The sequence below is a fragment of the Petrimonas mucosa genome (assembly GCF_900095795.1).
GTDB lineage: Bacteria > Bacteroidota > Bacteroidia > Bacteroidales > Dysgonomonadaceae > Petrimonas > Petrimonas mucosa.
The window spans coordinates 3,246,677-3,273,370 of record NZ_LT608328.1 but is presented as its reverse complement, the minus strand read 5'-3'; the positions used below and the strand labels follow the sequence as shown (position 1 = coordinate 3,273,370).

Sequence of the window (26,694 nt, the reverse complement as noted above, 5' to 3'; positions counted from 1 at the left end):
ATAGTTGGTAATGTTTCCTGCAATATTAAAAAAAGAGCAAGCTGTTGTGAATGCCACCAAGAAGCAGTTACTGATTATTGACGATAAGATTGCGATTGCCCGGATCATCACAGTATATCTGTCGGACGAATACGAAATCACCTATTTCGATTCGCCATTGAAGGCAATGCAATGGTTGTTTGAAGGCAATAGACCCAATCTGATTGTGCTTGACATCTGGATGCCGGGCATGAGTGGTGATGAGTTTCTCTCTTTTATCAAGCAGAATGGATTGTATAAGGATATTCCCGTTTTGATTTTATCGGGTGAGGAGAGCAGTGACTTCCGGATTAAGATGCTGGAAGAGGGTGCTGCCGACTTTATCCTGAAACCGTTTAATCCCCAGGAACTGAAGGTCCGCATCAGAAAGGTGTTGCAGTGAATCCACCGATTTTTTTTATTGGTAGTGATCAACAGCTGGCTCATCATTTTGTCGGAATATTGAGGGAGGCGGTGTCTGAGTCGCCACGGGTCTTCAGCCGTTACGTAGATGCAGCCAGATGGTTGATTGACAATTCGCTGGACGATGATCCGGTTGTCTTCTGTGAACAGCAGTCGTTGCAGGAGGATGAGGCAGGCATTAAATTCCTGCGCAGGAATTTTCCCCACGCCTATATTCTGCTGATTACAGCCGGCCTGCCCGGAGCGGAGCGTTTGGACTATATCCGTGCCGGAGTGAATGATACCGTTTCTCCGGAGGCCAATGCGGAGTTGCTGTCGCACTTTTTTCAGTTTATCCGCAAGTACCGACCTCATCTTCAAAGCCGCCGGCAACGCGATACCACACTGCTGCCCCAGTTCAAGATGCCTGTGACAAAACGGGCGTTTGATGTGGTTGTCTCGATTTGTGCCCTGCTGTTTCTCTCGCCTCTCTTTTTATTGGTTGCCCTGGCCATCAGGTTGGAGAGCAAGGGACCCATATTCTACAAATCCCGAAGGGTTGGCACCAATTACCATATCTTCGATTTCTGGAAATTCAGGTCGATGTACGTGGATGCCGATAAACGGCTGAAAGAGGTGGAACAGTACAACCAGTATGCTACTACAACTCCGACGGAAGAACAGCAACTTCCCATAGATGACGGTCTGGATCTTGAACAGTTGGAGAGTTTGGGCCAGACCTTCCTGGTTGACGACGATTTCATTCTTCCCGAAGAGGAGTATATTGCACAAAACCGGCAAAAAACGGAAAGGGCTTTTGTGAAGATCGAGAAGGATCCCAGGGTAACACGGGTAGGACAATTTATTCGCAAGTACAGTATCGACGAACTTCCCCAACTGATCAATATCCTGAAGGGGGAGATGTCGTTTGTGGGCAACCGCCCATTACCCCTGTACGAGGCAGAGCTGCTTACCGGTGATAACAGCGTGGAGCGTTTTATTGCTCCGGCAGGGCTGACCGGATTATGGCAGGTGCAGAAAAGGGGTGATGCAGGGAAACTATCTGCAGAAGAGCGAAAACAACTCGATATCTACTACGCTCAGCACTATACCATATGGTTGGATTTAAAGATAATTTTCCGTACATTTGCAGCTTTTATACAGAAAGAGGATGTGTAGATACCAATTCTTTAATTGTGCCAATATGAACAGATTATCCATTGCCATAGCTCTTTCGTTCTTCATACCGTTTTTTTCAGGAATGGCACAGGTGGGTATTGAATCCCTCACTTCGGACGATTACCTCAATTTACAGCTGCCCTCGCTTGAAGAGCTGTTCGAGAATGCCAAGAACAGTGCGGCGGTGGATTACTATAAGGTGAAGATGGAGGAGGAGGCCAGTGCATTGAAAACCGAGAGGAGGAGCTGGTTGAAATATTTCCGGTTCAACTCAACCTACCAATGGGGGCTGATGGGAATCAACTCCGCTTTCTCCGATACGGATACTCCACTCTTTTATCAATATTCGGGTGCGAGACAGAACTGGTATAATGTGGGCGTGTCGTTTTCACTCCCCTTCGATGATTTCTTCGACCGTGGTAACCGGATCCATAGACAGCTGCTGAAGACTGAAGCCACGAAGGTGGAGATGGAGAAGTGGCATGACGAACAGAAGATGAGGATCATTGAGATGTATTCAAAGGCGGTGAAGGAGTTGTCGGTTTTGCGACTGAAGGCCGAATCGCTCGCCTTTGCCAATGTGCAGTCGGAACTGGCCCAGCAGGATTTTCTCAATGGCAAGATCGATGCCGGTGAGCTTTCACAGATCAAGAGCATTCAGATGAATCTTCTGGAGTCTTACGAGCAGACACGTTCGGAGTTGAACAAGGCATTATTGCAGCTTGAAGTGCTCTCAAAAACCAAGTTACTTAATCGATAGCCTTATAGCAGCATGGAGATTTTACAATATTTTTTCAGGCTTATCTATCGTATCCGTTGGTGGATCATTGTTGCACCCCTGCTGGTTGCATTTGTGGTAATCATTGGAACAAGGAATCTGGAGAAATCCTATCCGGTAGACATGACCATCTTTACCGGCGTGATCTCGGGGAACGTACTGGAGGTGGGTGATACCAGGGTGGAAAGCAGTACGGTTATCAACAATACCATCGACAACATCATCAATATCATCCTGTCGAAAGAGACTTTGCATGAGGTATCTCTTCACCTCTATGCCAGGCATATGATCTACGGTGATCCGGAGAGGGACAACGAGTATATCAGCGCACCCAATTACCGTCACTTGCAGCGGATCACTCCCGATGAGGTAAAGAGATTGATAGTCAAAGATTCAGAGGATAGGACGGTGGAAAATTTGAAAAAATATGAGGAGGCATCCCCCACCAACTTCGTATACGGTCTTTTCAACTGGAACCATCCACATTACGCTTACGGGAGTCTGAAGAAGATCAATGTGACGCGACTGGGAAGCAGTGATATGCTAAAGGTATCCTATTCGGCAAATGATCCCGGTGTGGCCTATCAGACATTGATCTTGCTGGAGCAGCTCTATTCGAAGGAGTACCGGAAGCTGCAGTTCGGTTCGACCAACAGTACGATAAAATATTTCGAGGAGGAGCTCGAGAGGGTGGGCAAGCAGTTACGTGAGAGTGAAGATTCTCTTACAAATTACAATATAAGTAATCGGGTTATCAACTACTTTGAACAGACCGAACAGGTAGCGGCGCTTGATATGCAGATACAACTGAAGCATAACGACGTGTTGCTCAGGTATAACAATGCCAAGGCCTCGGTCAGTTACCTCGAGTCGTTAAAGGATGAGAATATCCTTTATCTGCGAGACAATGCAGAATTTCTGTCGCGACTCAACCAGGTCTCCAATCTGAATACCCGGATTGCCGAACTGGAAACTTTCTATACCGACTCACTGTCTGGTAGTCCAGCCTTCAACCGGCTGGAACAGTACCGGGCAGAGTTGGCCAATGCTAAAAAGGAGCTTGAAGCTTTTACCCGGCGGTATGGTGAACGGAAATTTACACGTGAGGGATACCCAACCAGCAATTTTGTTACGCAGTGGCTGGAGGAGCTACTTTTGATGGAGAAGGCCAAGGCGGAACTTGAGGTGATTGAAGATAAGATCGAGGAGATCGATCATCTCTATTCCCACTATTCTCCTATCGGGTCCACCATCAAGCGACAGGAACGAAGCATCGATTTCATTGAGCGCAACTACTTATCTATTCTGGCCAGCCTGAATGCAGCCAGGCTGCAGCTGAAAAGCCTAGAGATGAACTCGGCATCGCTACAGTTGATCAATCCTCCGGTCTTCCCTCTCAACACCGAGCCGTCGAAGCGGAAAAAGATGGTTATGGGCGCCTATGCCGGCAGCCTATTTATCCTCCTTACCATTTTCATGTTGTTCGATCTGCTGGATCGTACCTTGAGGGATCCGTTACGGACAAAGAAGATCACCGGGAGCAGTGTACTGGGGGCACTACCCGGAAAGTACAACTTCCGGCAACGGAGATATCAGGGATATTATCAGGAGCAGGCGATACAGTATCTTGGCAACGCCATCCAGGATTTTTTCCATCCCGGCGACCAGAGTCCCATTGTAAATATTATCAGCACAAAGGAGCACTGCGGGAAGAGTTTTCTTGCGGAACAACTGGCTAACTATTGGACTGGGCTTGAGATTCCGGTAGTGTCGCTCCGTTACGGTGAAGATTTTATACCGGGCTCATCCGATTTCCTTTTTGCCGACACTATCCGGCGCTTTTTACCCGACCACTCCACCTCTTCTCGGCGGATCATTCTGGTGGAGCACGCGCCGCTTCAGCATTATAACATACCCAGACCGATTCTCCAGGAGGCGTCGATCAACCTCACCCTTTTCAGGGCCGACAAGATATGGAGCGACCGGAACAAGCAGCTGTTCGACCGCCTGAAGGAGCAGTCGGGCAGTACTCCCACCCTCATTTGCCTCAATCATGCCGAGAAACAGGTGTTGGAGAGTTTTACCGGAATGTTGCCACCCAAGACCTTCTTGAAGAAGCTCTTTTACCGTTACATGCAGTATGGGCTTTCAACTTCCGGAAACAGTTAGCCTATGAGATTGCATCTGACAGATTCACAACGGGAGGGAGGAGGGCAGATTGTCCTGCTTACAATACTTTTGTTGGGCCTTTTCGTATTTCTGTTGCTGCGTTTTGGATGGATCCCCGCAACGGCGGTCGCGCTGTTGCCTCTGCTGCTCTATCTGCTGATTCGTTTCGTGGAGAAGCCTTTCTATGCCCTGTTGCCACTTTTTGTGGCAAACTATTTTGTCATGGGAGTTACCCGTTATATTCCCGGTTTGCCCGGCGGAATCGTAATGGACGGCCTCTTGCTGGTAACCTTCCTGATGATCCTGCTACACAGTTTCAGATATCCGCTGCCTTGGAGAAACCTGCGTAACATCTTGACACTTTCAACAGCTATCTGGTTGATATATTGTCTGCTGATGGTGTTTAACCCAGAGGCAGATCTCAACAACTGGGCTGCAGGTGTAAGGGCCCTGGCCCTCTACCTTTTTCTCTTTCCGTTACTGACAGCCCTTTTGTTGGACCGCTACCGATATCTCAAACTCTTTCTTCTTGTCTGGTCGATCCTTACCATGGCTGGTGTTGCAAAGGCACTTATGCAGAAATTTGTGGGCTTTGATGCTGCCGAGAATTACTGGCTTTTCGTTTCGGGAGGCAGCTCAACCCATATCATCCACACCGGCATCCGCTATTTCTCTTTTTTTACCGATGCCGCCAGCTTCGGGTGTAATATGGGCATGTCGCTGGTGGTATTTGGTGTAGCGGCTCTCTATATGCGCCCCGTTGGCTTAAGGATCTACTACCTGGTGGTGGCTCTGCTTGCCGGCTACGCCATGATGATCTCCGGTACCCGCGCGGCCATAGTGGTCCCTTTTGCCGGATTTACAGCTTTCCTGTTGCTCTCAAAGCAGTGGAAAGTCCTGATACCCGGAATTATCCTTATTGTGGGACTCTTCATCTTTTTCAAGTTCACCTATATCGGTCAAGGAAATGCGGAGATCAGGCGGATGCGGTCTGCCTTCAACGTGACTGAAGATGCATCTTACCTGTTGCGTAAACAGAACCAGGAAAAGATGAAGGTTTTCATGAAAGAGCACCCATTTGGAGTGGGAATTGGGGAGGCGAAACGAACGAAACCGGGCGACTATCTCTATCAGTTGCCGACCGATACCTCACTGGTGTTTGTCTGGGTTGAGACAGGGATTGTGGGACTTTCACTCTTTCTGCTAATTTTTTTCTCGTCATTCATCAAGGCGGGCTATGATATCTGGTTCAGGATCAGGAGCAGCCAGTTGAGAGGAGTGCTTGCAGGCCTGGTGGGCGGGGTGGCAGGCATGCTGGTAAGCGCCTATGGAAATGAGATGCTGCAGCAGTTTCCTAACGGTCCGATCATATACATCTGTATGGCATTCATGCTTATGGGGCCAAAATTGGATAAGGAGATTTGTGAAAATGAAACAGTTTGAACTTTCTATCATAACGGTCAATTATAACGGTTATGACGATACCGTTCAGCTGATCGAATCGCTCCGTGCCTTTCTGGAGACTCCCCACGAGATTATTGTGGTGGACAACGGCTCCGTGACAGACGAAGCTGCTCTGATCAAAGATTGTCATCCCTTTGTGAAAACGGTGCGCTCCGACGAGAACCTCGGGTTTGCAGGTGGAAATAACCTGGGATGCAGGCATGCGACTGGTGAATACCTTCTCTTCCTGAATAACGACACCATTGTGAAGGATAACTCACTCCACTACCTGATGGAGACCCTAAGGAGGAATCCTGATGTGGCAGGCGTCTCACCAAAGATTCTCTTTTACGATGATCCGGGTCATATCCAGTTTGCCGGATATACCGAATTTTCACCTGTTACCATCCGGAACAGGACCATCGGATACAATGAACCCGATAATGGAAACTATGAAGCGATTGCTCCGACGGCCTACCTTCACGGGGCGGCGATGATGATAAGAAGGGAGGTGATTGAAGAGGTGGGGATGATGCCCGAATGTTATTTTCTCTACTATGAAGAGATGGATTGGTGTTCCCGGATGAAGAGGCATGGCTATCGGTTGCTCTTCGATCCGCGTGCAGTGGTTTATCACAAAGAGAGCAGCAGCACCGGCAAGGAGAGTCCGCTAAAGGCCTACTATCTGATACGCAACCGGATGCTTTTTGCCTGGAGAAACCGGAATGGTGTGGCCAGATACTTCTCGGTTGCCTATCTTTCACTCTGTGCGGGGGTAAAGGATACTTTTTCGTATCTGGTCAGCATGAAGTTCTCGCTGGCTAGTGCCACGTGTAAGGGCTGTGTCGACTTTTTCGGGATGTTTTTCAAGAAAAGGGAAACGAAATGATTGAGGTTGCTGCATTTGTCGATTGGTTTTTATTTGGCTGGGCAGGCTTGTCGGTCGCATACCTTATCTTCTTTGCTTTTCTGGCGCTGAGGAGATCATCCGTTGCCTATCCCCGTTCGGGGAGAAAGAGCCGGATATTGGTCCTTTTCCCGGCCTATAAGGCGGATCGTGTGATTGAAGGCTCGATTCGGTCGTTACTGGATCAGGACTACCCGAAAGAGATGTATCATACGGTGGTAATATCGGATCAGATGGAGCCGGTGACGTTGCAGCGATTGGCCGGTTATCCGGTTGAGGTGCTTCCCATCGTCAATAATGCCCGGACCAAAGCCAGAGCGCTTCAGCTGGCAGTGGAGAGGCTGGAGCCGGATAGTTTTGACACCGTTGTGGTATTGGATGCCGATAATACCGTTCTGCCCGATTTCCTCTCCAGGATCAACGATGCCAGGCAGTCAGGTCTTCAGGCCATGCAAGGGCAACGTGTCGCCAAGAATAGGGATACCGCCGTTGCAGTACTTGATGCGGCCAGCGAAGCGATGAATCACGCTTTCTTTCGGAAGGGGCAGGTTAGGCTGGGATTCTCGGCAGCACTGAGCGGATCGGGGATGGCATTCAATTTCAGGTGGTTCAAGGAGAATATCGGGCAGGTTACGACAGCCGGCGAGGATAAAGAGCTGGAAGCATTGCTGATCAGACAGGGACTCTTTATTGATTACCTGGAGGATCTGCTGATCTTTGATGAGAAGACGGCCGACTCGGCAAGTTTTTCGCGGCAACGGCGCCGGTGGCTTGCTGCACAATATGGCATTCTCAAGAAGGGAGTGAAGGATCTCCCCGAGGCCTTGTCGAACGGTAACTGGGATTATTGCAACAAACTGTTCCAGTGGATGATGCTCCCTCGGGTCTTGTTGTTGGGAATGATCTTCATCATCTCCCTGGTTCTCTCGCTCCTCTGCTGGCAATGGTCGCTGAAGTGGTGGCTACTCCTGATTGGCCTCGGCATCTCGTTCAGTGCGGCAATACCCGACGAGATGGTGGATAAGCGACTGAAAAGGGCGTTGATCAAGGTCCCCCACCTGTTTGTGCTGATGGGGATAAATCTATTCAGGATGAAGGGGGCGAACCGGACCTTCATACATACGCGACAACATGATAATTAACAGCAAAAAAAAGATGAGTAGAATCAAGGAGATCATAATGGAGAATCCACGGTTGAAGAGGATCGTACTGGATATGATGATACATCCGGTGAAGATCAGGCCCAGGTTCTGGTTACGCCTTTTCCAGTTTCTATACATCAAGAGGGGAAAGGGGGCAGTGATCTGCCGGAGTGTAAGGTGTGACATAGTCCCGTTCCGCAAGTTTCAAATCGGACGGAATACGGTGGTGGAAGATTTCACTGTGGTCAACAATGCGGTGGGGGATATCATTATCGGAGACAATACACGGGTAGGAATTGGCAATACATTGATTGGTCCCGCAAAAATCGGCAACAACGTGATCATCGCCCAGCATGTGGTGATAGCGGCATTGAATCATGTCTATATGGATGTTACAACCGAGATTGTCAATCAGGGAGTGACAACTGCCGGGATCGTCATCGGGAATGATGTCTGGATCGGGGCCAACAGCACCATCTTGGCAGGTGTGCATATCGGTGAGCATGTGGTGATAGGTGCCGGATCTGTAGTAACAAAGGATATTCCATCATACTGCGTTGCCGCGGGTAATCCGGCACAGGTTGTAAAACGGTATGACCAGAGAAAAGAGCAATGGATCAGGATAGAGAGATAGACCGGCCGAAGGTGAGTGTGATCATGCCGGTATACAATACCGCTGAGTTTGTGGGAGAGGCGCTTGGCTCCATTTTAAATCAGAGCCTGAAGGAGATCGAGATCATCGTCATCGATGATGGATCTACTGACGACAGTGTTGCCGTAATCAGGCGACTGGCAGCATCAGATGAGAGGATCCATCTCCATCTCCAGGGAAATTGTGGGCTTTCAAGGAGCAGGAATCGGGGAGTTGAGATTGCCAATGGAGAGTATCTCTATTTCATGGACAGTGATGACCTGCTCGAACCGGATGCACTTGGGTTGTGCTATCGGTTGGCTTCTGACCGGCAACTCGATTTTCTCTTTTTTGATGCGGTCTCATTCTCGAGCGAGGGGCTTGAAACGGATGAGACGATCTACAGGCGAACTTACCTCTTTGATGAATTGGTGACATATACAGGAGTTGAGCTGGTGAACCGTATGGTGGATTACAACCTGTACCGGGCATCCGTATGTCTCAATTTTATCGATGCCGGCTTCCTTAAACGAAACAGCATCCTCTTCTTTCCCGACATTATCCATGAAGATGAGCTTTTTACGGCAAGGCTCTATCTCTCGGCAACAAGGGTAGCCTGTCTGAAACGGGACCTCTACAGACGGAGGATCCGTAGCGGATCGATTACTACTACCCGTTTTTCGGAGCGCAATATTGAGGGCTATTTGACGGTAGTACGGGAGTTGAAACAGATTTACGACGAAAACCGGGAGTTGAGGGCGACAGCAGAGCGTATCATCTCCTATGTGCTCAATCCGGCAATCTACAATTCCAAGGGGCTGCTGTTGCGGCAACGGGTAGATATTCTGATCTATTGCAGTCGCCACCGTCTGCTCACATACCTGAAGACAAGGAGTATTGCAGTAATGCTGTTCCCCTGGTTGATTACAATTGAGAAGTTATTTAAACGGCAATAACAGGTATGGAGATCAGAAAGACTCTCTTCTCAGGCGTACTCTACACCGGCATCTCAAAATATATCGGGGTGTTGATCTCGTTGCTGATTGTTGCGATCCTCTCCCGGTTGCTCTCGCCGGATGATTTCGGGATTGTGGCCGTGGCGACTGTCCTGCTGACATTCTTTGGATTGATTACCGATCTGGGGATAGCCCCGGCGGTCATCCAGAATCGGGAACTTACAAAACAGGATTACGACAACCTCTTCTCGTTTACCTTCTGGATAGCACTGATTGTCGCTTTTCTGTTTTTTATTTTGGCAGGTTCAATAGCGGCATATTACAACGCGAGGCAGCTGGTAATTATCTGTCGCATCCTTACGCTCTCAATCTTCTTCAATACGATAAATATTGTTCCCAATGCACTTCTTTACAAGGAAAAGGAGTTCAAGTTCATTGCGAAACGAATGATACTGGTCCAGATCATTACCGGTGGACTGGCAGTCGCAGCCGCCTTGGGAGGTGGCGGTATCTTTGCCTTGCTGATCAATCCGGTATTGTCGGCCATCCTGATGTTTATCATTACCATCCGGCGTTTTCCACTTCAAGTCAAGCTGACCACAGGAGTTCAATCTCTTAAGGGGATCTTCTCCTACTCCATCTATCAGTTCCTCTTCAATGTCATCAACTATTTCAGTCGAAATCTTGATAAGTTGCTGATTGGCAGGTTTATGGGGATGGGACAACTGGGATATTATGAAAAGTCGTACCGCCTGATGATGTTGCCGTTACAAAACATTACACATGTGATCACCCCGGTATTGCATCCGGTTCTTGCGGATTTCCAGAATGATATGAACTACCTGGATCGCTCCTATCGGAAGATTGTCAGGTTAATGGCTTTTATCGCTCTCCCGCTATCTCTCTTTTTGTTCTTTTCTGCAAAAGAGTTGATCCTGATTGTGTTTGGAAATCAGTGGGAACCCTCTGTTCCCGTCTTCAGGATCTTGTCGTTGTCGGTAGGAATTCAGATTATCCTCTCCACATCGGGTTCAATCTTCCAGGCGGCAGGCGATACCCGGAGCCTCTTTATATGTGGCCTCTTTTCTGCAGTTACAACTGTTTCCGGCATTCTGGCCGGTATCTTCCTGTTCCGGAGTCTCGAGGCTGTAGCCTGGTGTATAGTGGTTACCTTTACAATTAATTTTTTCCAGGCCTATCTTCAGATGTACAGGAAGACATTCCGGCTGCCTATTGGACCGTTTTTTGGGGTGTTGCTTTCCCCGCTCCTTTTGTCAGCCCTTATATTTGCCCTCTTCAGTCTGAAGGAGCGGTTATTGCAGATCGACCACCTGCTGCTCTCCCTGGCTGTAAATCTGTTGCTTTTGCTCTTCTCTTCCGCAGCTTATCTGCAGCTGTGCGGGGAGTATAACCTGTTGAATGGCATAAAACAACTCCTGCAGAGGAGATAAATTGATTGGAAGTTTGTGGAATACGATATGACAAAAGTACTTTTTCTCTCATTCAGCGGCTTCTTCGATCACAGCGGCATCAGCAAGAAAAAGCTGGCTCAGGTGAAAGGGTTGAAGGAGTGCGGGTGCGAAGTGGTCAACTGTTACTACACCGTTAACCGGGATGGTTCCCGGATGTGGATGGTTGACAACAAGGTGTTGGCAAACCTGGGAACCGGAATCGTAGCCAAGATCCGGAAAAGGATAGATTACAGACCGTTGATTCGTTATATCCGGGAGCAGCGGGTCGGTCTGGTCTACATGCGATCGGAACACAATGCCTCTCCCTTCCTGATCCGGTTTGTAAAACAGCTGAACCTCCTGGGCGTGAAGATAGTCATGGAGGTGCCTACCTACCCGTACGACCAGGAGTATATTACATTCAGAAGCAAATGTTCCCTCCTGATCGACAGACTCTTCAGAAGGAGGTTGGCTAAAGGGCTCTCTGCCATTGTGACCTTTTCGAATGAGGAGACAATTTTCGGTCAGCGGACAATATCGGTCTCCAACGGTGTGGATTTCCAGTCGCTTCCATTGAACCGGCGCCATCCAACTGCCGGTGAACTCCATCTGATTGGGGTGGCCGAGATCCATTTCTGGCACGGATTCGACCGGGTAGTTGCAGGGCTGGCCGATTACTACAGGAAATCGGCCAACGGATGCAAGGTCTATTTCCACATTGTGGGAGAATTCAGTGGCCAGAGGGAGAGAGACGAAATTCTGCCCTTGATCGAGAAATATCATCTGGAGGAGTATGTATTGCTATACGGCAGCCTCTTTGGCGGGGAGCTGGACAAAGTGTTTGCAAAAGCGGATATCGCTGTTGGCAGCCTGGGACGTCACCGAAGCAACATCACGCACATCAAGACACTGAAGAACCGGGAATATGCGGTAAGGGGAATCCCGTTTCTATATTCTGAAATTGACGAAGATTTTGAAGGAAAGCCATATATTCTGAAGATCCCGGCCGATGAATCGCCTCTGGATATTGGCCGGGTGATTGAGTTCTATTCGGGTCTGACTATCCAGCCCGAGCAGATAAGGGAGTCTGTGCAATCTCTCTCATGGAAAAACCAGATGGGAAAAATTTTGGATGCAATTTTTTAATAAGTTTGGATATGAATGGGTTATCGGCTATTTTGCTGGAGAAGATCAGGTACAATTGTGTCGTGGAATTTTATAACTTGCTCTACCTGCTCGCCAGGAAAAGGCAAAAGATCATTCCTGATGTGCTTTCTATTGATGAGACCATCCGGAGGATTGTTTCAACCGGTGCTTCGGTGAGCCGCTTCGGCGACGGTGAGATGTTACTGATCGGGGGGCGGCCGATCCGTTTCCAGAAGGAGTCGACACTGTTGTCGGAGAGACTGAAAGAGGTGATGGCGAGCCAGCAGGATGGTCACCTGGTATGCATCTCCGACACGTTTGAGGAGTTATCCCGGTATACCCGCAGTGCCAGGCGTTTCTGGCGTACCCATTTCTATCTCTACGGGGATTTGTGGGACCGATATCTGGTGGGTGGACGCACTTACGGCAATACTTTCATTACGAGACCCTACATCGACTTCAAGTTGAAAGAGCAGAGCGCCGGCTGGTTCAATATGTTGAAAACGATATGGAATAAGCGCGATCTGCTTGTTGTAGAGGGTGAGAAGAGCCGGCTGGGTGTGGGTAACGATCTATTCGACAATGCCGCGTCCATCCGACGCATTTTGTCTCCTCCTCTCAATGCATTTGAAAAGTATGACCTCATTCTGGAAGAGGTGTCAAAACAGGATAAGGGGGTGCTGGTTCTGCTGGCGTTGGGGCCCACGGCCACTGTTCTGGCTTACGATTTGCATAAGATTGGTTATCAAGCTATTGATATAGGGCATGTTGATATTGAGTATGAATGGTTCCGGATGGGGGCCAGACGTAAGGTGAGTGTGCCTTCGAAGTATGTCAATGAGGCATTGACAGGCAGGGAGATTGGCATGACAACCGAGGAGAGCTATTTTAGCCAGATAATCTGCAAGATATGAAAATTGTCTATTACATCCCCTCACTCTATATTGCAGGAGGGCTTGAAAGGGTGATTACCGGCAAGGCAAATTACCTGGCCGGCCTGCCCGGTTATGAGGTCACCATTCTCACTTCGGAGCAACAAGCTCGCGACTGTTACTATCCGTTGTCGCCACGAGTCAACCATTACGACCTTGGGGTGGTTATCGACAATCCGAAGCAGAGGTCGCTCTTGATGAAGATTCTCACCTATCCGGTGAAGTACTTGCAATTCAAGCGGCGATTCACCCGCTTCCTTATCGAGACGAAACCCGACATTACAATCTCCACCCTGCGGCGGGAGTGCAATTTTATCCATAAACTTCGTGACGGGAGTCTGAAGATAGGAGAGTCTCACATCACCAGGAATGCCTATTCGGCCTTATCCTGGAGGATTCGCAAATCCTCCAGGCTGATCCATCGATATCTTGAGCGCAGGTACGTAAACAAGTTGAAACGATTCGACAAGATCGTTTTCTTGACATGGGAGGAGCAGGAGATGTGGCCCGAGTTGCACAATAGTGCAGTCATCCATAACTACCAGGAGATGGAGTGTGAGGTTTCTGCTGCACTGACGAACAAAAGGGTGATTGCCGTGGGGCGTTACGCCTATCAGAAAGGATTTGATCTCCTGGCCGAGGCATGGAAACTTGTCGCAGAAAAGCATCCCGACTGGTCGCTTCATCTCTATGGTGAAGGAGATCGGGATGAGCTGGAGAGAAGAATCCACAACCTTGGCCTTGCAGGGACTCTCATTACGCATGGAAAAACCAGCCATATTACGGAGAAATACCTGGAAAGTTCTATTTTTGTCTTGAGTTCAAGATACGAAGGTTTTGGTCTGGTATTGACCGAGGCGATGAGCTGCGGTGTTCCACCAGTATCGTTTGCCTGCCCCACCGGCCCTAGGGATATCATCACCGACGGTCTGGACGGGTTGCTGGTGAAAAATGGGGATATTGCAGGATTGGCCGAAAAAATTTGTTATCTGATTGAAAATGAAGATATAAGGAGGGAGATGGGGCGCAATGCCAGAGAGAGTGTAAAGCGATTCAAGAAGGAGAACATCATGTCGCAATGGATGGATCTGTTTGAAGAGCTGATTGGTGTAACTAAATGATAATAATAAATAGCTTCAACATATCTTATTTAAATGTCCTGGTACGATAACTATTTGACTGTCTTTGAGAAACCTTTTGCCGATGTTCCGACAGCGGTAGTGAAAGGGGTGAGAGAGAAGCTGAAGTGGATGCAGAGCGACACCCCTATCGCTTCGGTAGTGGTGATTGCCCATAATGAGGAGACCCGCCTCCTTCCTGGGCTCTCTCTGGTCGCTCGCCGACAATCGGTGCCGCTATCCGGTTGAGGTGATCGGGGTAAACAATGGTTCCACCGACAGGACGGGTGAGCTCTTTCATGCAACAGGGGTGCCCTGCTTTTTTGAAGAGAGGAAGAGTCCCGGTTACGCACGGGCGTGTGGCCAGGAGCATGCCAGGGGCAAATACTGCATCTGCATCGATGGCGACACCCTCTATCCGCCTCATTATATCGAGACCATGATCCGTGAGCTTGAGAAGCCGGGCGTGATGGCTGTATCCTCCCTCTGGAGTTTTGTGCCCGACAAGAGTCATTCCAGGTGGGGGTTGATGCTCTACGAGGCGATCAGAGACCTCTATATCCGCGCACTCTTTATCAAGCGACCCGAAAGGGGAGTGAGGGGGATGGTCTTTGCATACAGGACGGAGTATGGCCGGAAGGTTGGCTACCGGGTGGAGCTGATCAGGGGAGAAGATGGTTCGATGGCACTGGGACTGATGAACTATGGCAGGATTAAACTGATCACTTCCCGCAAGGCGCGTGCGGTTACTGCCGGAAATACACTCCATGCGGACGGATCGCTCTTCAACAGTTTTAAAGTGAGGATGATTAAGGGATTGAAGAATATCAACTTCCTCTTCACTCGACAAACAACACCTCCCGAGGATGAGGAGTCGAACCTGATCACAAACCGAAAGTAACTAAACCGCTATGACATGGCTTTAACATCACTCTTCTATTTCTCGCTTTTGCTGGTTTTCTACACCTATATCGGTTATGGCATTCTCCTCTGGTTGCTGGTCCAGATACGGGAGCTGTTCCGTCCGAAGCGCCAGTCAGTAGTGCCCGGTGAGTTGCCTGAAGTGACCCTCTTTATTGCCGCCTACAACGAGGAGGAGATGGTGGAGGAGAAGATGGCAAACTGCCTGGCGCTCGATTATCCGGCCGAGAGACTCAGGATACTCTGGGTGACCGACGGATCCACGGACCTGACCAACGAGAAACTAAAGGCATATCCCGGAGTGGAGGTTCATTTCCAGCCGGAGAGGAGAGGGAAGACCGCTGCGATCAACCGTGGGATGACCTTTGTAAAGAGTCCCGTTGTTCTCTTTACCGATGCCAATACCTTGATCAACCCTGCAGCACTGAAGGAGATGGTGAAAGCTTTCACTGATCCCAAAACTGGGTGTGTGGCCGGAGAGAAGCGGATTGCGGTAAAGGAGAAGGATACCGCCTCGTCGGGAGGGGAAGGTGCCTACTGGCGGTATGAGTCGCTGCTGAAAGAGCTCGATTCACGCTTATACTCCACCATGGGTGCTGCCGGGGAGCTGTTCGCCATCCGTACTCATCTCTTCAGGGAGCTACCGGTAGACACCCTGCTCGACGATTTTGTCCTGTCGTTGCAGATCGCAGCCGAGGGCTATCGCATCCATTATTGCAAGGAGGCTTATGCCGTGGAGTCAGCCTCCCTCAACATGCAGGAGGAGGAGAAGAGAAAGGTGCGGATTGCAGCTGGCGGGTTACAGTCGGTCTGGCGCCTGAGGAGGCTGCTCAATCCGTTCCGGCATGGATGGCTCACTTTTCAGCTTCTCTCTCACCGGGTGTTGCGTTGGACCATCACTCCGGTTGCCCTCTTTCTGCTCCTGCCGATGAATCTGCTCCTGCTCCTCCAGCGGGTTGAGCCGGCCTGGTTTTTTCAACTCACTGCGCTGCTGCAGGTACTATTCTATCTCGCCGCATGGCTGGGATCCTATCTCGCCCACCGGGCCATCAAAAATAAACTGCTGTTTATTCCATACTATTTTCTCTTTATGAATCTCAATCCTTTCAAGGGAGCGGTCTACCTGTGTAGATTCAATGGCAATGCGGCATGGGAGAAAGCGAAAAGGAGCAGCACCAACCACCCTAACCATCTCAAATGAAAACAAAAGGAATATTGCATGATAAGAGCCAGGCAGTAAAACTGTTGGAGATGATGACCGACACCCTGCTGATGGTAAAGAATGACGGGACCTGTGTAGACATGATTGTCAAAACGCCCGACAACCCTTATGTAAACCGGGAGCTTACCTTGCTGGGAAGAAACCTGTTTGAATACTTCCCGACGGAGACCGTAAGGGAACTGCGACCTGCAATGGAGAGTGTTGCACATACCGGCATTGCCTCCAATGCGAATTATGACTTGCCATCGCCCGACAGAATGTACTACTTCAAATGCATCATCCAGAAGTATGACGACGACCACCTGTTGCTGGTATACCGCGATATTACACAGAGGAGCCAGATGAAGCTGAGCCTGCAACTGGCCAATGAGCGGCTCAAGGAGACAGGAAGAGCGGCAAGGATCAGTTATTGGAACTACACCCCGTCTACCGGCAAGTTTTACTATTACGGTTATGTGGGTTTGCTGGTCAATGCCGGGGAAGAGATGGAGATAACACTGGATCAGTTCCTGACCAATGTATATCCGGACGATCGGGAGAAGCTTGTAAGTTACCTGAATGATCCTGAAACCCGCCACCGAACCTACGATTACCGGGTGGTGAAGGATGGGCGGGCATATTACATGCGAACCAAGATATTGAACCGGTATCACCTGAGGAACGGGGAATTGATTATTGACGGCTATACCCAGAATATCGACGATATTGTCTCCAACTGGGACAGGCTCAATATGATCATCACGGCAGTAAACAACAGCTATGAGACCATCTTTGCCGCCAAGGCCGACGGGACACTGGTCTTTGTCAACCAACTCTGCCGCAAGATGAATCATATTCCCGTAGATGTTGATATTACCGGCTACAAGGTCTACGAGCTGATGGCCAACTTCAGGGGCGAGGAGAAGTGGGTGCAGTTTCTCGATTCACTGCGTGCGAGCAACAACACCATAAAATATACCTGCAGACACCCCTACGCGGAGTTTAACGTGATCAATACCGAGTACTACTCCTTTGTTGTACAGAACGAGTATGGCGAGGATATCATATGGTTTCTCGGTCACGACATCTCCGAGTTTACCCGCTATGAGAGGAGACTGAAAGAGGCAAAGGAGCGGGCGGAGGAGTCGGATCGGCTCAAATCTGCTTTCCTCTCCAATATGAGTCACGAGATCCGGACACCGCTGAATGCGATTGTGGGTTTCTCGGCAATCATGGCCGATATTGAATCGCGTGAGGAGCGGAGAAGGTTTCAGGAGATCATCGAATCTAACAACAAACGGCTGCTCATGCTGATCAACGAGGTGCTTGACCTCTCCCGGATCGAGTCGGGTACACTTGTCTTCAACTTCTCGGCTGTGAGCATGAATGACCTTTGCCGGGAGATCATCAACACCTATCAGCTCTACGCCGGAAGAATCAGGTTGGAGCTGGAGATTCCCGATCACGATTCCACCATCCGAAGCGACAGGAACCGTCTCATTCAGGTGTTGGCCAATCTGGTGGACAATGCAATCAAGTTTACCCCCAACGGAACCATTACTATAGGATACAGGGTGCATGGCGACTGGATTGAGCTCTATGTGAGGGACACCGGCATCGGTATTCCCGAAGATAAGCTGGAAAAGGTGTTCGAGCGGTTTGTGAAGGTGGACAGTTTTGCTCAGGGTACCGGCCTCGGGCTCTCCATCTGCAAGACGATACTGGAGCGGTTGGGCGGAAATATTACGGTCGCTTCCAGGCTTGGGGAGGGAGCAACCTTTACCTGTAGGATACCCCTGATTATTGTCGATTTGGAAGAGCAGCTCTTTGAGAGCCGGTCGGAAAGCCAGCTCTTGAATCAGCCCGACGAGATCAAGGCAACCATCCTGGTGGCAGAGGATATTGACGATAATTTTGAACTGATCCATGCGATGATTGGTAATAGGTATCGTCTGCTCCACGCAAGGAACGGGCGGGAAGCGGTAGAGATCTTCCTGTCGGAACAGCCCAGCCTGATACTGATGGATGTCAGGATGCCCGAGATGGACGGGATCGAGGCGATGCAAGAGATCCGGCAAAGATCGCCTTTCTACCCGCCCATCGTGGCAGTGAGCGCCTATATGTTGGATCTGGACAAGGAGTTGCTGCTGGATAAGGGTTGCCAGGATATACTTGGCAAACCTTTCGACAAGGAACTGCTTCTTGCCACCATTGGAAAGTTCTTATAGGCGGCAACTCATGCTCACTTGCCGGTATGTGCCGGCAATGAGAACCCGAAGGTGGAACCCTCGCCCTGTTTTGAATGAAAGAAGAGAAGGCCGTTGTTCAGCTTCAGGAAAGTGTCGGTCAGCAACAGTCCGAGACCCGAACCCGACTCATTTTCGGTTCCATATGTGGTAAAATGGGTAGCCGGGTTCAGCAGCCTGGCCTGATCTTTCTCACAGATACCGCATCCGGTATCGGCTACTTTGCAGATCACACGGTCAGCCTCCCGCTCAATCGAGATGGTGATCTCGCTGTCACGGTAACTGTACTTGATAGCGTTGTTGATCAGATTGCGCACCGCGGTCTTGATCATGTCGGTATCGGCATAAACTCCTGTTTCTTCGTTGTTGACCGACTCGAAACGGATCCCTATATTCTTGGTTGAGGCATGGGCTGCCGCAACTTCAACATCGCCTTTGATGAACTCGCCGAGGTAGAAGAACTGGGGCAATGCTTTTAACCTTCCCAGCTGGCTCTTGGTCCATTTCAGCAGGTTGTCGAGCAGGATGTAGAGCTCTTCGCAAATTTCGTTGGCACTCTGTACCGACTCTAACAGATCATTGCAGGTATGCTCATTCTCCTTTATTTTGAGAAATAGCACGTTGAGGATCATTTTCATGGTTGCCATCGGCATTCGCAGGTCGTGTGCGATCACCGAGTACATGGCGTCCCTTCCTGCAATGATCTCCTCCAGCTCCTTTTTCTGCTGCTCAATGGTGCGTTTGGCTTCCAGCAGTTGGATCTGATGACTTACCCGGACCATCAGCTCCTCCTTGTTGAACGGTTTGGTGACGTAATCGTCGGCCCCCAGCTGGAATCCCTTCACAATATCGGTGGTGGAGTCCAGTGCAGTGAGGAAGATGATGGGTACCCATTTATGTTCGGGATGCTCCTTCAGCTGTCTGGCCATCTCAAAACCGTCAATGCCGGGCATCAGCACATCCAGCAATATCAGGTCGGGTCTCTCCTGTTCGATCAGTTGGAAAGCCTCTTCCGCATTTTGCGCGGTAATCACCCTCAATCCTGACTGCTCCAATGTCATCTTGATCAGCAGGGTGTTGGTCGGAATATCGTCAACAGCCAGTACGGTAAATTTCGAGAAATCGATATCCATAGATCTAATTTATTGACTTTTAATTTCTCCAAAAAAAAGTATAAAAAAATGACGTGGTTTTTTCTAAGTATCAGTAGCTTTGTCGGCAGACAAAATTTGAATGAAAAAGTCAAATTTTTATATCTATTTCGCAAAGTTAAACATTTCATTGGATTTATTGTTGTAAATTTGACCATTTTTACTTGTAGCCGGTTTCTATTCAATGCGCGTCACTCCCCGGGTTACAGGGATGAATAATAATTATTGAGAGAATGTCAGATTTAACCACTTGTTACGCAGGTTTGAAGCTGCGTAATCCATTGATTGTAGGCAGTTCCGTCTTGACCGATAGTGCAGAAAAGAATGCTGCCTGGGATGAGGTCGGCTGTGGGGCTATCGTGCTTCCTTCCCTTTTTGAAGAGCAGATAGAACTGGAGTCGAAGCGAATTATGAAAAAGGAGAAGATTGGCGATGGCAGCCAGCTTGTATGGAATTTCGTGAAGAGTACACGGATCATGAATTACCTCGATCTGATCAGGGGCTCGAAGAACAGTTGCTCAATCCCCATCATTGCAAGCATCCATTGCTATTCGGATGGGGGATGGATTGAGTTTGCAGCACAGATCGAGAGTGCCGGAGCCGACGCATTGGAGCTGAACATATCTGCCATTGAGGCAAACCCTGAAGTTGATCCGATGGAATCTGCCGTAAGATATATCTCCATCGTGCAGAAGATCAAGTCGGTGGTTGGCATCCCGGTGATTGTGAAAGCGAGTAAACTCTTCAACAATATCCCCTGGTTGGTGAATCGGCTGAAGCAGGAGGGGGCTGATGCCGTGGTGCTGTTCAACAAGCTCTATCCTGCGGATATCGATATCGACCTGATGAAGGCGACCTCCGGACCCATTTTGAGTCACCCCGAAGATGTCAGCGATACCCTGCGGTGGATTTGTCTCACAGCCTCGAGGGTGCCCGGAGTGGACCTGGCTGCCTCCACCGGTGTGCACAGTTGGCAGGATGTGGTGAAGTGCATCCTGGTAGGTGCTTCGGCTGTACAGATTGTAAGCGCTCTTTATCCGGAGAATGGGAAGGAGTTTGTCCCCGACACCCTTTCCCGGATATCAGAGTGGATGAAGTCTAAAGATTTCATCTCAATCGACAGGATGAAGGGACTGTTTCATATCGATAAACAGGTGGACGTTGCACTGTTCGAAAGGGCCCAGTTCATGAAATATTTCACCAATTTTCATTGATGTTTCATCCAGATATTGAGTGAAAGTGGGAAGAGTTGTTCTGAACAGGTTCCTTCTGCTGCTGGCAGGCCTGCTTAGCCTGATACCCGCATTTATGGCAGTTGCAGGTTGCTATGTATCCTATCTCCATCCATCGCGGCAACCGGCTCTTCATTGGCTTGGACACCTGCTGCCGATACTTCTCATGCTCAACCTTGTCATACTGCTCCTCTGGTGCTGGAGGAGAAGCAGATGGGCAGTTGTGCCCATTGTGGCGCTATTGAACTGTATACCCTATCTGACCTCGATTTTCAACTGGCCTGTCGGTAAAACGGCTCCACCGGAACGGAAGGTTACAGTTGTCTCCTACAATATCAGGAATGAGATCTCCAAGAACATCCTCCTCGACGGACAGGCATTTGCAAGGTTTATCGAGGAGCAGGAGGCCGATATTGTCTGCCTTCAGGAGTTTCCCGCAGGTGGAGCAGTAAGGGAGGGGTTGATTGTCGAATTGACTAAGTTGCTGCCTTATTACCGCATTGCCTCACAAAAACCGGGTTCGCTGATTGTTGCACTCTTTAGCAGATATCCCATTGTTGAGATGCAACCGGTTCTTTTCCCGGACGAAAGCGGCAACATCTCCGTATGGGCCGACCTCGATCTGGGGGGAGTGAAAATCAGGGTTTTCAATAATCACCTGCAGACAACCAGTGTGAATCAAAACCGGGTGAAACCCTCTTTCAACCTGGGTAGCACGTACGAGCAGATAGTGCGGCTGAAGCGGGTGGTTGAGAAGAACGGTGTCATCAGGGCACGCCAGGCTGATGCCGTCAGAAGGGAGATCGACAGGAGTCCTTATCCGGTAATTGTTTGCAGCGACTTCAATACGCCACCCTCTTACTCATATAGGGTGATCAAGGGAAGACTGCGCGATAGCTTCCGTGTTGCAGGGAAGGGGTATGGTTACAGCTACCGCTACCTTCGAAAGCTCTTCAGGATAGATTTTGTTCTCTATGATCCCAGCGTGTTCAGGTCTACAAACTATTTCTCGCCGGAGCTGGAATATAGCGATCACAAGCCGATAGTTGCAACGTTCGATTTTACCACCGATTCCGCCTCAAGCCTATTCCTGAAATAGCTGATCATTCGCAATAGCCCCTCCCGAAGCTGGATGGTCGGTTCCCAGCTCAATACTTCTCGGGCCAGGGTGATGTCGGGACGGCGCTGCTTGGGGTCGTCCGCCGGAAGCGGGTGGAACACGAGCCTGGATGCGGAGCCGGAAAGTGAAATGATCTGCTCGGCCAGTTCCCTGATGGTGAATTCCCCCGGATTGCCGATATTGACGGGACCGGTAAAATGGTCGCCAGTCTCCATCATCCTCACCAACCCTTCGATCAGATCGTCGATATACTGGAAGCTGCGGGTCTGGGTGCCGTCGCCGTAAATGGTAATATCTTTGTTCTGCAAGGCCTGGAGAATGAAATTGGAGATCACCCGCCCATCATCGGGGAGCATGCCTGGCCCATAGGTGTTAAAAATCCTTACGATCTTGATGCGGACCTTCTCCTGTCGGTAGTAATCCATAAAAAGTGTTTCTGCAGCCCGTTTTCCCTCATCGTAACAGGAGCGGGGACCAATGGTGTTTACGTTGCCCCAGTAGTTCTCCGGCTGTGGATGGACAAGCGGGTCGCCATAGATTTCACTGGTGGAGGTGAGCAGGATTTTGCAGCGGTGCAATTTGGCCATGCCGAGCACATTGTATGACCCCAGTACCGATATCTTCATGGTCCTGATCGGATCACGCTGGTAATGAACGGGCGACGCCGGACAGGCCAGGTGGTAGATCTCATCTACAGGGTCGATGGGGTAGGCGTACATGATGTCATGCTCTACCAGTTCGAAAAATCTATTGCCCATCAGATGAGCGATATTCTCTTTCTTTCCTGTAAGAAAATTATCCAGGCAGATTACTCGATTTCCCTCTCTTAAAAGTCTTTCACACAAATGTGATCCGATAAAACCTGCGCCTCCGGTCACCAATATCCTTTTCATCTATTCTCTTTTTGATAATGAACCACAAAAGTAATCAAATTACACCGATCGGATGCGTAATTTCTTCAAAAGAGAGGTGAGGTTTACTATCTGTTTAACTTTTTTTTGTATCTTTGCGATAGACTGCTTCAATAGAGGCAGATATCAATCTAATGTCGATAAATGCAGCGGACCGGTTGTCTGCAAGATAATATGAACAAACAGATACTATTGGGTGCGGAAGCAGTAGCCCAGGCAGCATTGGATGCGGGAATATCAGGGGTATATGCTTATCCGGGAACACCCTCCACCGAGATTGCACAATTTATTCAACAATCGGCACAAGCCCGTGAATCGGGAGTTCACTCGAAATGGTGTGTAAACGAGAAGACGGCATACGAGGCGGCGTTGGGGATCTCTTATGCCGGAAAGCGAGCCTTGGTCAGCATGAAGCATGTGGGACTGAATGTGGCAGCCGACCCCTTTATGAATTCGGCCATTACCGGGATCCATGGCGGACTGGTGTTGGTTGTGGCCGATGATCCGTCGATGCACTCCTCGCAAAACGAGCAGGATAGCCGCTTCTATGGCAAGTTCGCAATGATTCCCGTACTGGAACCCTCCACTCAGCAGGAGTCCTACGAGATTGTACGTTACGCATTTGATCTGTCGGAAGAGGTGAAGCTGCCGGTAATGGTGCGTATCCCCACCCGTCTGTCGCACTCGCGTTCTGTGGTTGAAACTGGAGAAGCGCTACCGCAACGTCAGCTTGCACCCACACAGGAGAGAAACAGGTGGATCCTGCTCCCGGTCAATGCAAGAAAAGGGTATACGAGACTGTTGGAGATGCAGAGCCAGTTGATCACCCGTTCCGAATTCTCACGTTTCAACCGGGAGATACCCGGTTCGGGCGACAAGGGTGTCATTGCCTTTGGTATTGCCTACAACTACGTGATGGAGGTGAACCGGGCCTATTCGCTCGACCTGCCGGTGTTGAAGCTTTCGCACTATCCCCTGCCGGAGCGAAAGATCTCTGAATTTACCGGGAAATATAGTGAGATCCTCATTGCTGAGGAGGGTTATCCTCTCTATGAGGAGCTACTGAAGGGTTTTTTTGGAAACCGGAAGTTCCGTGGAAGGCTGGATGGTGCGTTGCCGCGCACTGGCGAGCTATCACCGACGATCCTTGCAGCTGCAATGGGGGTTGAATTGGGCGATGCCAGGAGTATTCCCGGGATAGTTGAGCCGCGTCCGCCGATGTTGTGCCAGGGTTGCAGCCACCGTGACCTTTTCGATGCGATTCTCCAGGCTTTGGCACCCTATCCTGAAAGGCATCTGTTTGGTGATATCGGATGCTATACGCTGGGAGCATTGTCGCCCTACAATGCCATCAGCAGCTGTGTAGATATGGGAGCGTCAATAACGATGGCCAAGGGGGCTGCCGATGCAGGACTCTTCCCGGCTGTGGCCGTGATAGGCGACTCCACCTTTACTCACTCCGGAATCACCGGTCTGCTGGATGCCGTAAACGACCAAAGCGCACTTACGGTAATAATTTCGGATAACGGAACAACAGCCATGACCGGCGGCCAGGAGTCGTCGGGATACGGGAAGTATGGCGCCATCTGCAGGGGGATTGGAGTGGAGGAGAGCCATATTCGTGAAATTGTTCCGTTAAAGAGGAATTTCGAGGAGAATGTGAAGGTGTTGAAGGAGGAGTTTGAATATGCCGGCGTCTCGGTAATCATTTCGAGGCGTGAGTGCGTACAGACGGCTGTAAAAAGCAGAAAACATGAATAAGAACATCATTATATCCGGGGTAGGGGGTCAGGGAATCCTGACTGTAGCCGCCATCATCGATCTGGCCGCGTTGAATCTGGGTCTTAAGGTGAAACAGGCCGAAGTTCATGGCATGAGCCAGCGGGGAGGGGCGGTGGAGTCGCATTTGCGGATCTCCACCGGGGAGATCTTCTCCGATCTCATTCCCAGGGGTAAGGCAGATCTTATCCTTTCCCTGGAACCGATGGAATCGTTGCGCTATCTTCCCTATCTCTCTCCGGAGGGGATTATTGTGACGGCAACAGAGCCATATCTCAATATCGAGAATTATCCTGCTCAGGAGGTGTTGCTGGAGACCATCGCCGCCACGGCGAATCACCTGCTTGTAAATGCCGCTTCGGTGGCGAAGGAGGCAGGGAGCATCAAGTCGTACAACGTGGTTATGCTGGGAGCGGCCGCGCCTTACCTGGAGATTGCTCCTGAAGAACTGGAGAGAGCCATCGAAATATTTTTCAGCCGAAAAGGTAAAGAGATGGTGGAGCTGAACATAAACGCCTTCCGCTTGGGACGGGCAAATGCATTGAATGAACAAAAATGATCTGGAATCCCGAAATTGAATGTGCAGACAGAGAGAGGCTGCACGAGTTACAGAGCGTACGGCTGAGAGAGATGGTCGGACGTATTTATGAGCATGTTCCTGCATACCGCAAAAAATTGCAGGAGAAGGGTATTGAACCGGGCGACATCAGAAGTGTGGACCAGTTGAAAGGTCTCCCGTTTACCACCAAAGCTGATCTTCGCGACAACTACCCGTTCGGACTGTTTACCTTGCCGCAAACCGAGGTGGTAAGAATCCATGCGTCGAGCGGCACAACGGGGAAACCGACGGTTGTAGGGTATACGCGGCGGGACCTGGAGATCTGGACCGAGGTGGTTGCCCGAAGCCTTAAGATGGCCGGAGTGGACAAGGATGATACCATCCAGGTTGCTTATGGTTACGGACCGTTTACCGGGGGGCTGGGATTGCACTACGGTGCCGAGAGGGTGGGGGCTACGGTTATACCGATCTCTACCGGAAACACCCGGAAACAGCTTCAGTTCATGACCGATTTTGAGGCAACGGTAATTGCCTGTACCCCCTCCTATGCTGCCCATCTGGGCGAGAGTATCATCAAGGAGGGGATCTCGCCCGAGAAGGTGAAACTGCGGGTGGGGGTCTTCGGGGCGGAACCGTGGACAAACGAGATGCGCACCCAGATCGAGGGGTTGCTGAACCTGAAGGCGTACGACATCTACGGGTTGAGCGAGATTATCGGGCCGGGAGTATCCATGGAGTGTGAATGCCAGTGTGGAGGCCATATTTTTGAGGATCATTTCATTCCGGAGATTATCGATCCGGAGACGCTGGAGCCGCTTCCGTACGGTGAACTGGGCGAACTGGTCTTCACTACGGTGACGAAGGAGGCGATGCCGCTTCTCCGTTATCGTACAAGGGATCTTACCCGGTTGTATGCCGACCGGTGCGCGTGTGGTAGGACACTGGTGAGGATGGAGAAATGTCTCGGACGGTCTGACGACATGCTGATCATCCGTGGGGTTAACGTCTTCCCGTCGCAGGTTGAGTCTGTCCTGCTGGAGATGGAGGAGGCATCGCCGCATTATCAGCTTGTGATTGACCGGGAAAACAATCTCGATACGCTGGAGATAAGGGTGGAGATCAACGACCGGTTCTGGTCCGACAGTATCCGTGAACTTGAGGAGATTCGCCGCCGTATCGATCACAACATCAAGAGCCTGTTGGGCATTGGTGCGGTCATCAGGCTGGTGGAGCCTCACACCATCGAGCGTTCCGAGGGAAAGGCAAGGCGGATTATCGATAACCGGCGATTATAGAACAAGA

Annotated in this window: 22 protein-coding genes and 1 pseudogene; 21 read left to right on the top strand and 2 right to left on the bottom strand. The window is 50.0% G+C overall.

Annotation, left to right across the window (positions count from 1 at the left end; all coding sequences use genetic code 11):
- Nucleotides 1-10: 10 nt before the first annotated feature.
- The 16 genes and pseudogenes from ING2E5A_RS13050 to ING2E5A_RS12975 all read left to right on the top strand — a co-directional run bounded on the left by ING2E5A_RS13050 (nt 11) and on the right by ING2E5A_RS12975 (nt 18,622).
- A complete protein-coding gene (locus ING2E5A_RS13050; RefSeq protein ID WP_071137783.1) occupies nt 11-421 on the top strand; it encodes a response regulator in 411 nt (136 codons plus the stop codon).
- A complete protein-coding gene (locus tag ING2E5A_RS15840; RefSeq protein WP_262502186.1) occupies nt 418-1,599 on the top strand; it encodes a sugar transferase in 1,182 nt (393 codons plus the stop codon). Before ING2E5A_RS13050 ends, ING2E5A_RS15840 begins: the two co-directional genes overlap by 4 nt.
- A gap of 25 nt (nt 1,600-1,624) precedes the next feature.
- Nucleotides 1,625-2,359, top strand: coding sequence for a TolC family protein (locus ING2E5A_RS13040; protein WP_071137781.1), 735 nt, complete (start codon nt 1,625-1,627; stop codon nt 2,357-2,359).
- Nucleotides 2,360-2,371: 12 nt separating this feature from the next.
- Nucleotides 2,372-4,546 carry a GumC family protein gene (locus ING2E5A_RS13035; RefSeq protein ID WP_071137780.1) on the top strand — a complete coding sequence of 725 codons (2,175 nt, stop codon included), beginning with the start codon at nt 2,372-2,374 and terminating at the stop codon, nt 4,544-4,546.
- A gap of 3 nt (nt 4,547-4,549) precedes the next feature.
- Nucleotides 4,550-5,989 (top strand): O-antigen ligase family protein, encoded by a 1,440-nt coding sequence (locus tag ING2E5A_RS13030; RefSeq protein ID WP_071137779.1) that lies wholly within the window; start codon nt 4,550-4,552, stop codon nt 5,987-5,989.
- Nucleotides 5,976-6,878, top strand: a complete 903-nt coding sequence (locus ING2E5A_RS13025) for a glycosyltransferase family 2 protein (RefSeq protein ID WP_071137778.1) — start codon at nt 5,976-5,978, stop codon at nt 6,876-6,878. The genes ING2E5A_RS13030 and ING2E5A_RS13025 overlap by 14 nt, the downstream gene beginning before the upstream one ends.
- Nucleotides 6,875-8,038, top strand: coding sequence for a glycosyltransferase (locus ING2E5A_RS13020; RefSeq protein ID WP_071137777.1), 1,164 nt, complete (start codon nt 6,875-6,877; stop codon nt 8,036-8,038). The genes ING2E5A_RS13025 and ING2E5A_RS13020 overlap by 4 nt, the downstream gene beginning before the upstream one ends.
- A 13-nt stretch (nt 8,039-8,051) precedes the next feature.
- On the top strand, nt 8,052-8,672 hold the full coding sequence (locus tag ING2E5A_RS13015; protein ID WP_071138369.1) for an acyltransferase: 621 nt from the start codon (nt 8,052-8,054) through the stop codon (nt 8,670-8,672).
- Entirely contained in the window at nt 8,651-9,625 is a 975-nt protein-coding gene (locus ING2E5A_RS13010) for a glycosyltransferase family 2 protein (protein ID WP_071137776.1), read from the top strand. The genes ING2E5A_RS13015 and ING2E5A_RS13010 overlap by 22 nt, the downstream gene beginning before the upstream one ends.
- A gap of 5 nt (nt 9,626-9,630) precedes the next feature.
- Complete coding sequence (locus tag ING2E5A_RS13005; protein WP_071137775.1) at nt 9,631-11,076, top strand: lipopolysaccharide biosynthesis protein; 1,446 nt, start codon at nt 9,631-9,633, stop codon at nt 11,074-11,076.
- Between the two features lie 27 nt (nt 11,077-11,103).
- Nucleotides 11,104-12,222: a glycosyltransferase family protein gene (locus ING2E5A_RS13000; RefSeq protein WP_071137774.1), complete on the top strand. Its 1,119-nt coding sequence runs from the start codon at nt 11,104-11,106 to the stop codon at nt 12,220-12,222.
- Nucleotides 12,223-12,227: 5 nt separating this feature from the next.
- The gene (locus tag ING2E5A_RS12995; protein ID WP_083373344.1) at nt 12,228-13,136 is read left to right on the top strand and encodes an SP_1767 family glycosyltransferase; all 909 of its coding nucleotides are present in this window, start codon (nt 12,228-12,230) and stop codon (nt 13,134-13,136) included.
- On the top strand, nt 13,133-14,275 hold the full coding sequence (locus ING2E5A_RS12990) for a glycosyltransferase family 4 protein (RefSeq protein ID WP_071137772.1): 1,143 nt from the start codon (nt 13,133-13,135) through the stop codon (nt 14,273-14,275). The genes ING2E5A_RS12995 and ING2E5A_RS12990 overlap by 4 nt, the downstream gene beginning before the upstream one ends.
- Nucleotides 14,276-14,308: 33 nt before the next feature.
- A pseudogene (locus ING2E5A_RS12985) lies at nt 14,309-15,173 on the top strand (glycosyltransferase family 2 protein).
- 15 nt (nt 15,174-15,188) lie between these two features.
- On the top strand, nt 15,189-16,394 hold the full coding sequence (locus ING2E5A_RS12980; protein WP_071137771.1) for a glycosyltransferase family 2 protein: 1,206 nt from the start codon (nt 15,189-15,191) through the stop codon (nt 16,392-16,394).
- Nucleotides 16,391-18,622 (top strand): hybrid sensor histidine kinase/response regulator, encoded by a 2,232-nt coding sequence (locus tag ING2E5A_RS12975; protein ID WP_071137770.1) that lies wholly within the window; start codon nt 16,391-16,393, stop codon nt 18,620-18,622. Before ING2E5A_RS12980 ends, ING2E5A_RS12975 begins: the two co-directional genes overlap by 4 nt.
- Before the next feature lie 14 nt (nt 18,623-18,636).
- Here ING2E5A_RS12975 and ING2E5A_RS12970 read toward each other — a convergent pair whose 3' ends face one another.
- Nucleotides 18,637-19,773: a hybrid sensor histidine kinase/response regulator gene (locus ING2E5A_RS12970; RefSeq protein WP_071137769.1), complete on the bottom strand. Its 1,137-nt coding sequence runs from the start codon at nt 19,771-19,773 to the stop codon at nt 18,637-18,639.
- 251 nt (nt 19,774-20,024) lie between these two features.
- Here ING2E5A_RS12970 and ING2E5A_RS12965 point away from each other — a divergent pair, with 251 nt between their 5' ends.
- Nucleotides 20,025-21,005 (top strand): dihydroorotate dehydrogenase-like protein, encoded by a 981-nt coding sequence (locus ING2E5A_RS12965; protein ID WP_071137768.1) that lies wholly within the window; start codon nt 20,025-20,027, stop codon nt 21,003-21,005.
- A gap of 25 nt (nt 21,006-21,030) precedes the next feature.
- A complete protein-coding gene (locus tag ING2E5A_RS12960) occupies nt 21,031-22,122 on the top strand; it encodes an endonuclease/exonuclease/phosphatase family protein (RefSeq protein ID WP_154670088.1) in 1,092 nt (363 codons plus the stop codon).
- On the opposite strand, the gene ING2E5A_RS12955 is transcribed toward ING2E5A_RS12960, so the two are convergent.
- Nucleotides 22,056-23,036, bottom strand: coding sequence for a UDP-glucuronic acid decarboxylase family protein (locus tag ING2E5A_RS12955; RefSeq protein WP_071137766.1), 981 nt, complete (start codon nt 23,034-23,036; stop codon nt 22,056-22,058). The genes ING2E5A_RS12960 and ING2E5A_RS12955 overlap by 67 nt on opposite strands.
- A gap of 192 nt (nt 23,037-23,228) precedes the next feature.
- On the opposite strand from ING2E5A_RS12955, the gene ING2E5A_RS12950 reads away from it, so the two are divergent.
- Genes ING2E5A_RS12950 through ING2E5A_RS12940 form a run of 3 tightly spaced genes read left to right on the top strand, consistent with a single transcriptional unit; the run spans nt 23,229 to nt 26,687 of the window.
- Nucleotides 23,229-24,815 (top strand): thiamine pyrophosphate-dependent enzyme, encoded by a 1,587-nt coding sequence (locus tag ING2E5A_RS12950; RefSeq protein ID WP_071137765.1) that lies wholly within the window; start codon nt 23,229-23,231, stop codon nt 24,813-24,815.
- Nucleotides 24,808-25,392 carry an indolepyruvate oxidoreductase subunit beta gene (locus tag ING2E5A_RS12945; protein WP_071137764.1) on the top strand — a complete coding sequence of 195 codons (585 nt, stop codon included), beginning with the start codon at nt 24,808-24,810 and terminating at the stop codon, nt 25,390-25,392. The genes ING2E5A_RS12950 and ING2E5A_RS12945 overlap by 8 nt, the downstream gene beginning before the upstream one ends.
- On the top strand, nt 25,389-26,687 hold the full coding sequence (locus ING2E5A_RS12940) for a phenylacetate--CoA ligase family protein (protein WP_071137763.1): 1,299 nt from the start codon (nt 25,389-25,391) through the stop codon (nt 26,685-26,687). The genes ING2E5A_RS12945 and ING2E5A_RS12940 overlap by 4 nt, the downstream gene beginning before the upstream one ends.
- Nucleotides 26,688-26,694: the final 7 nt, after the last annotated feature.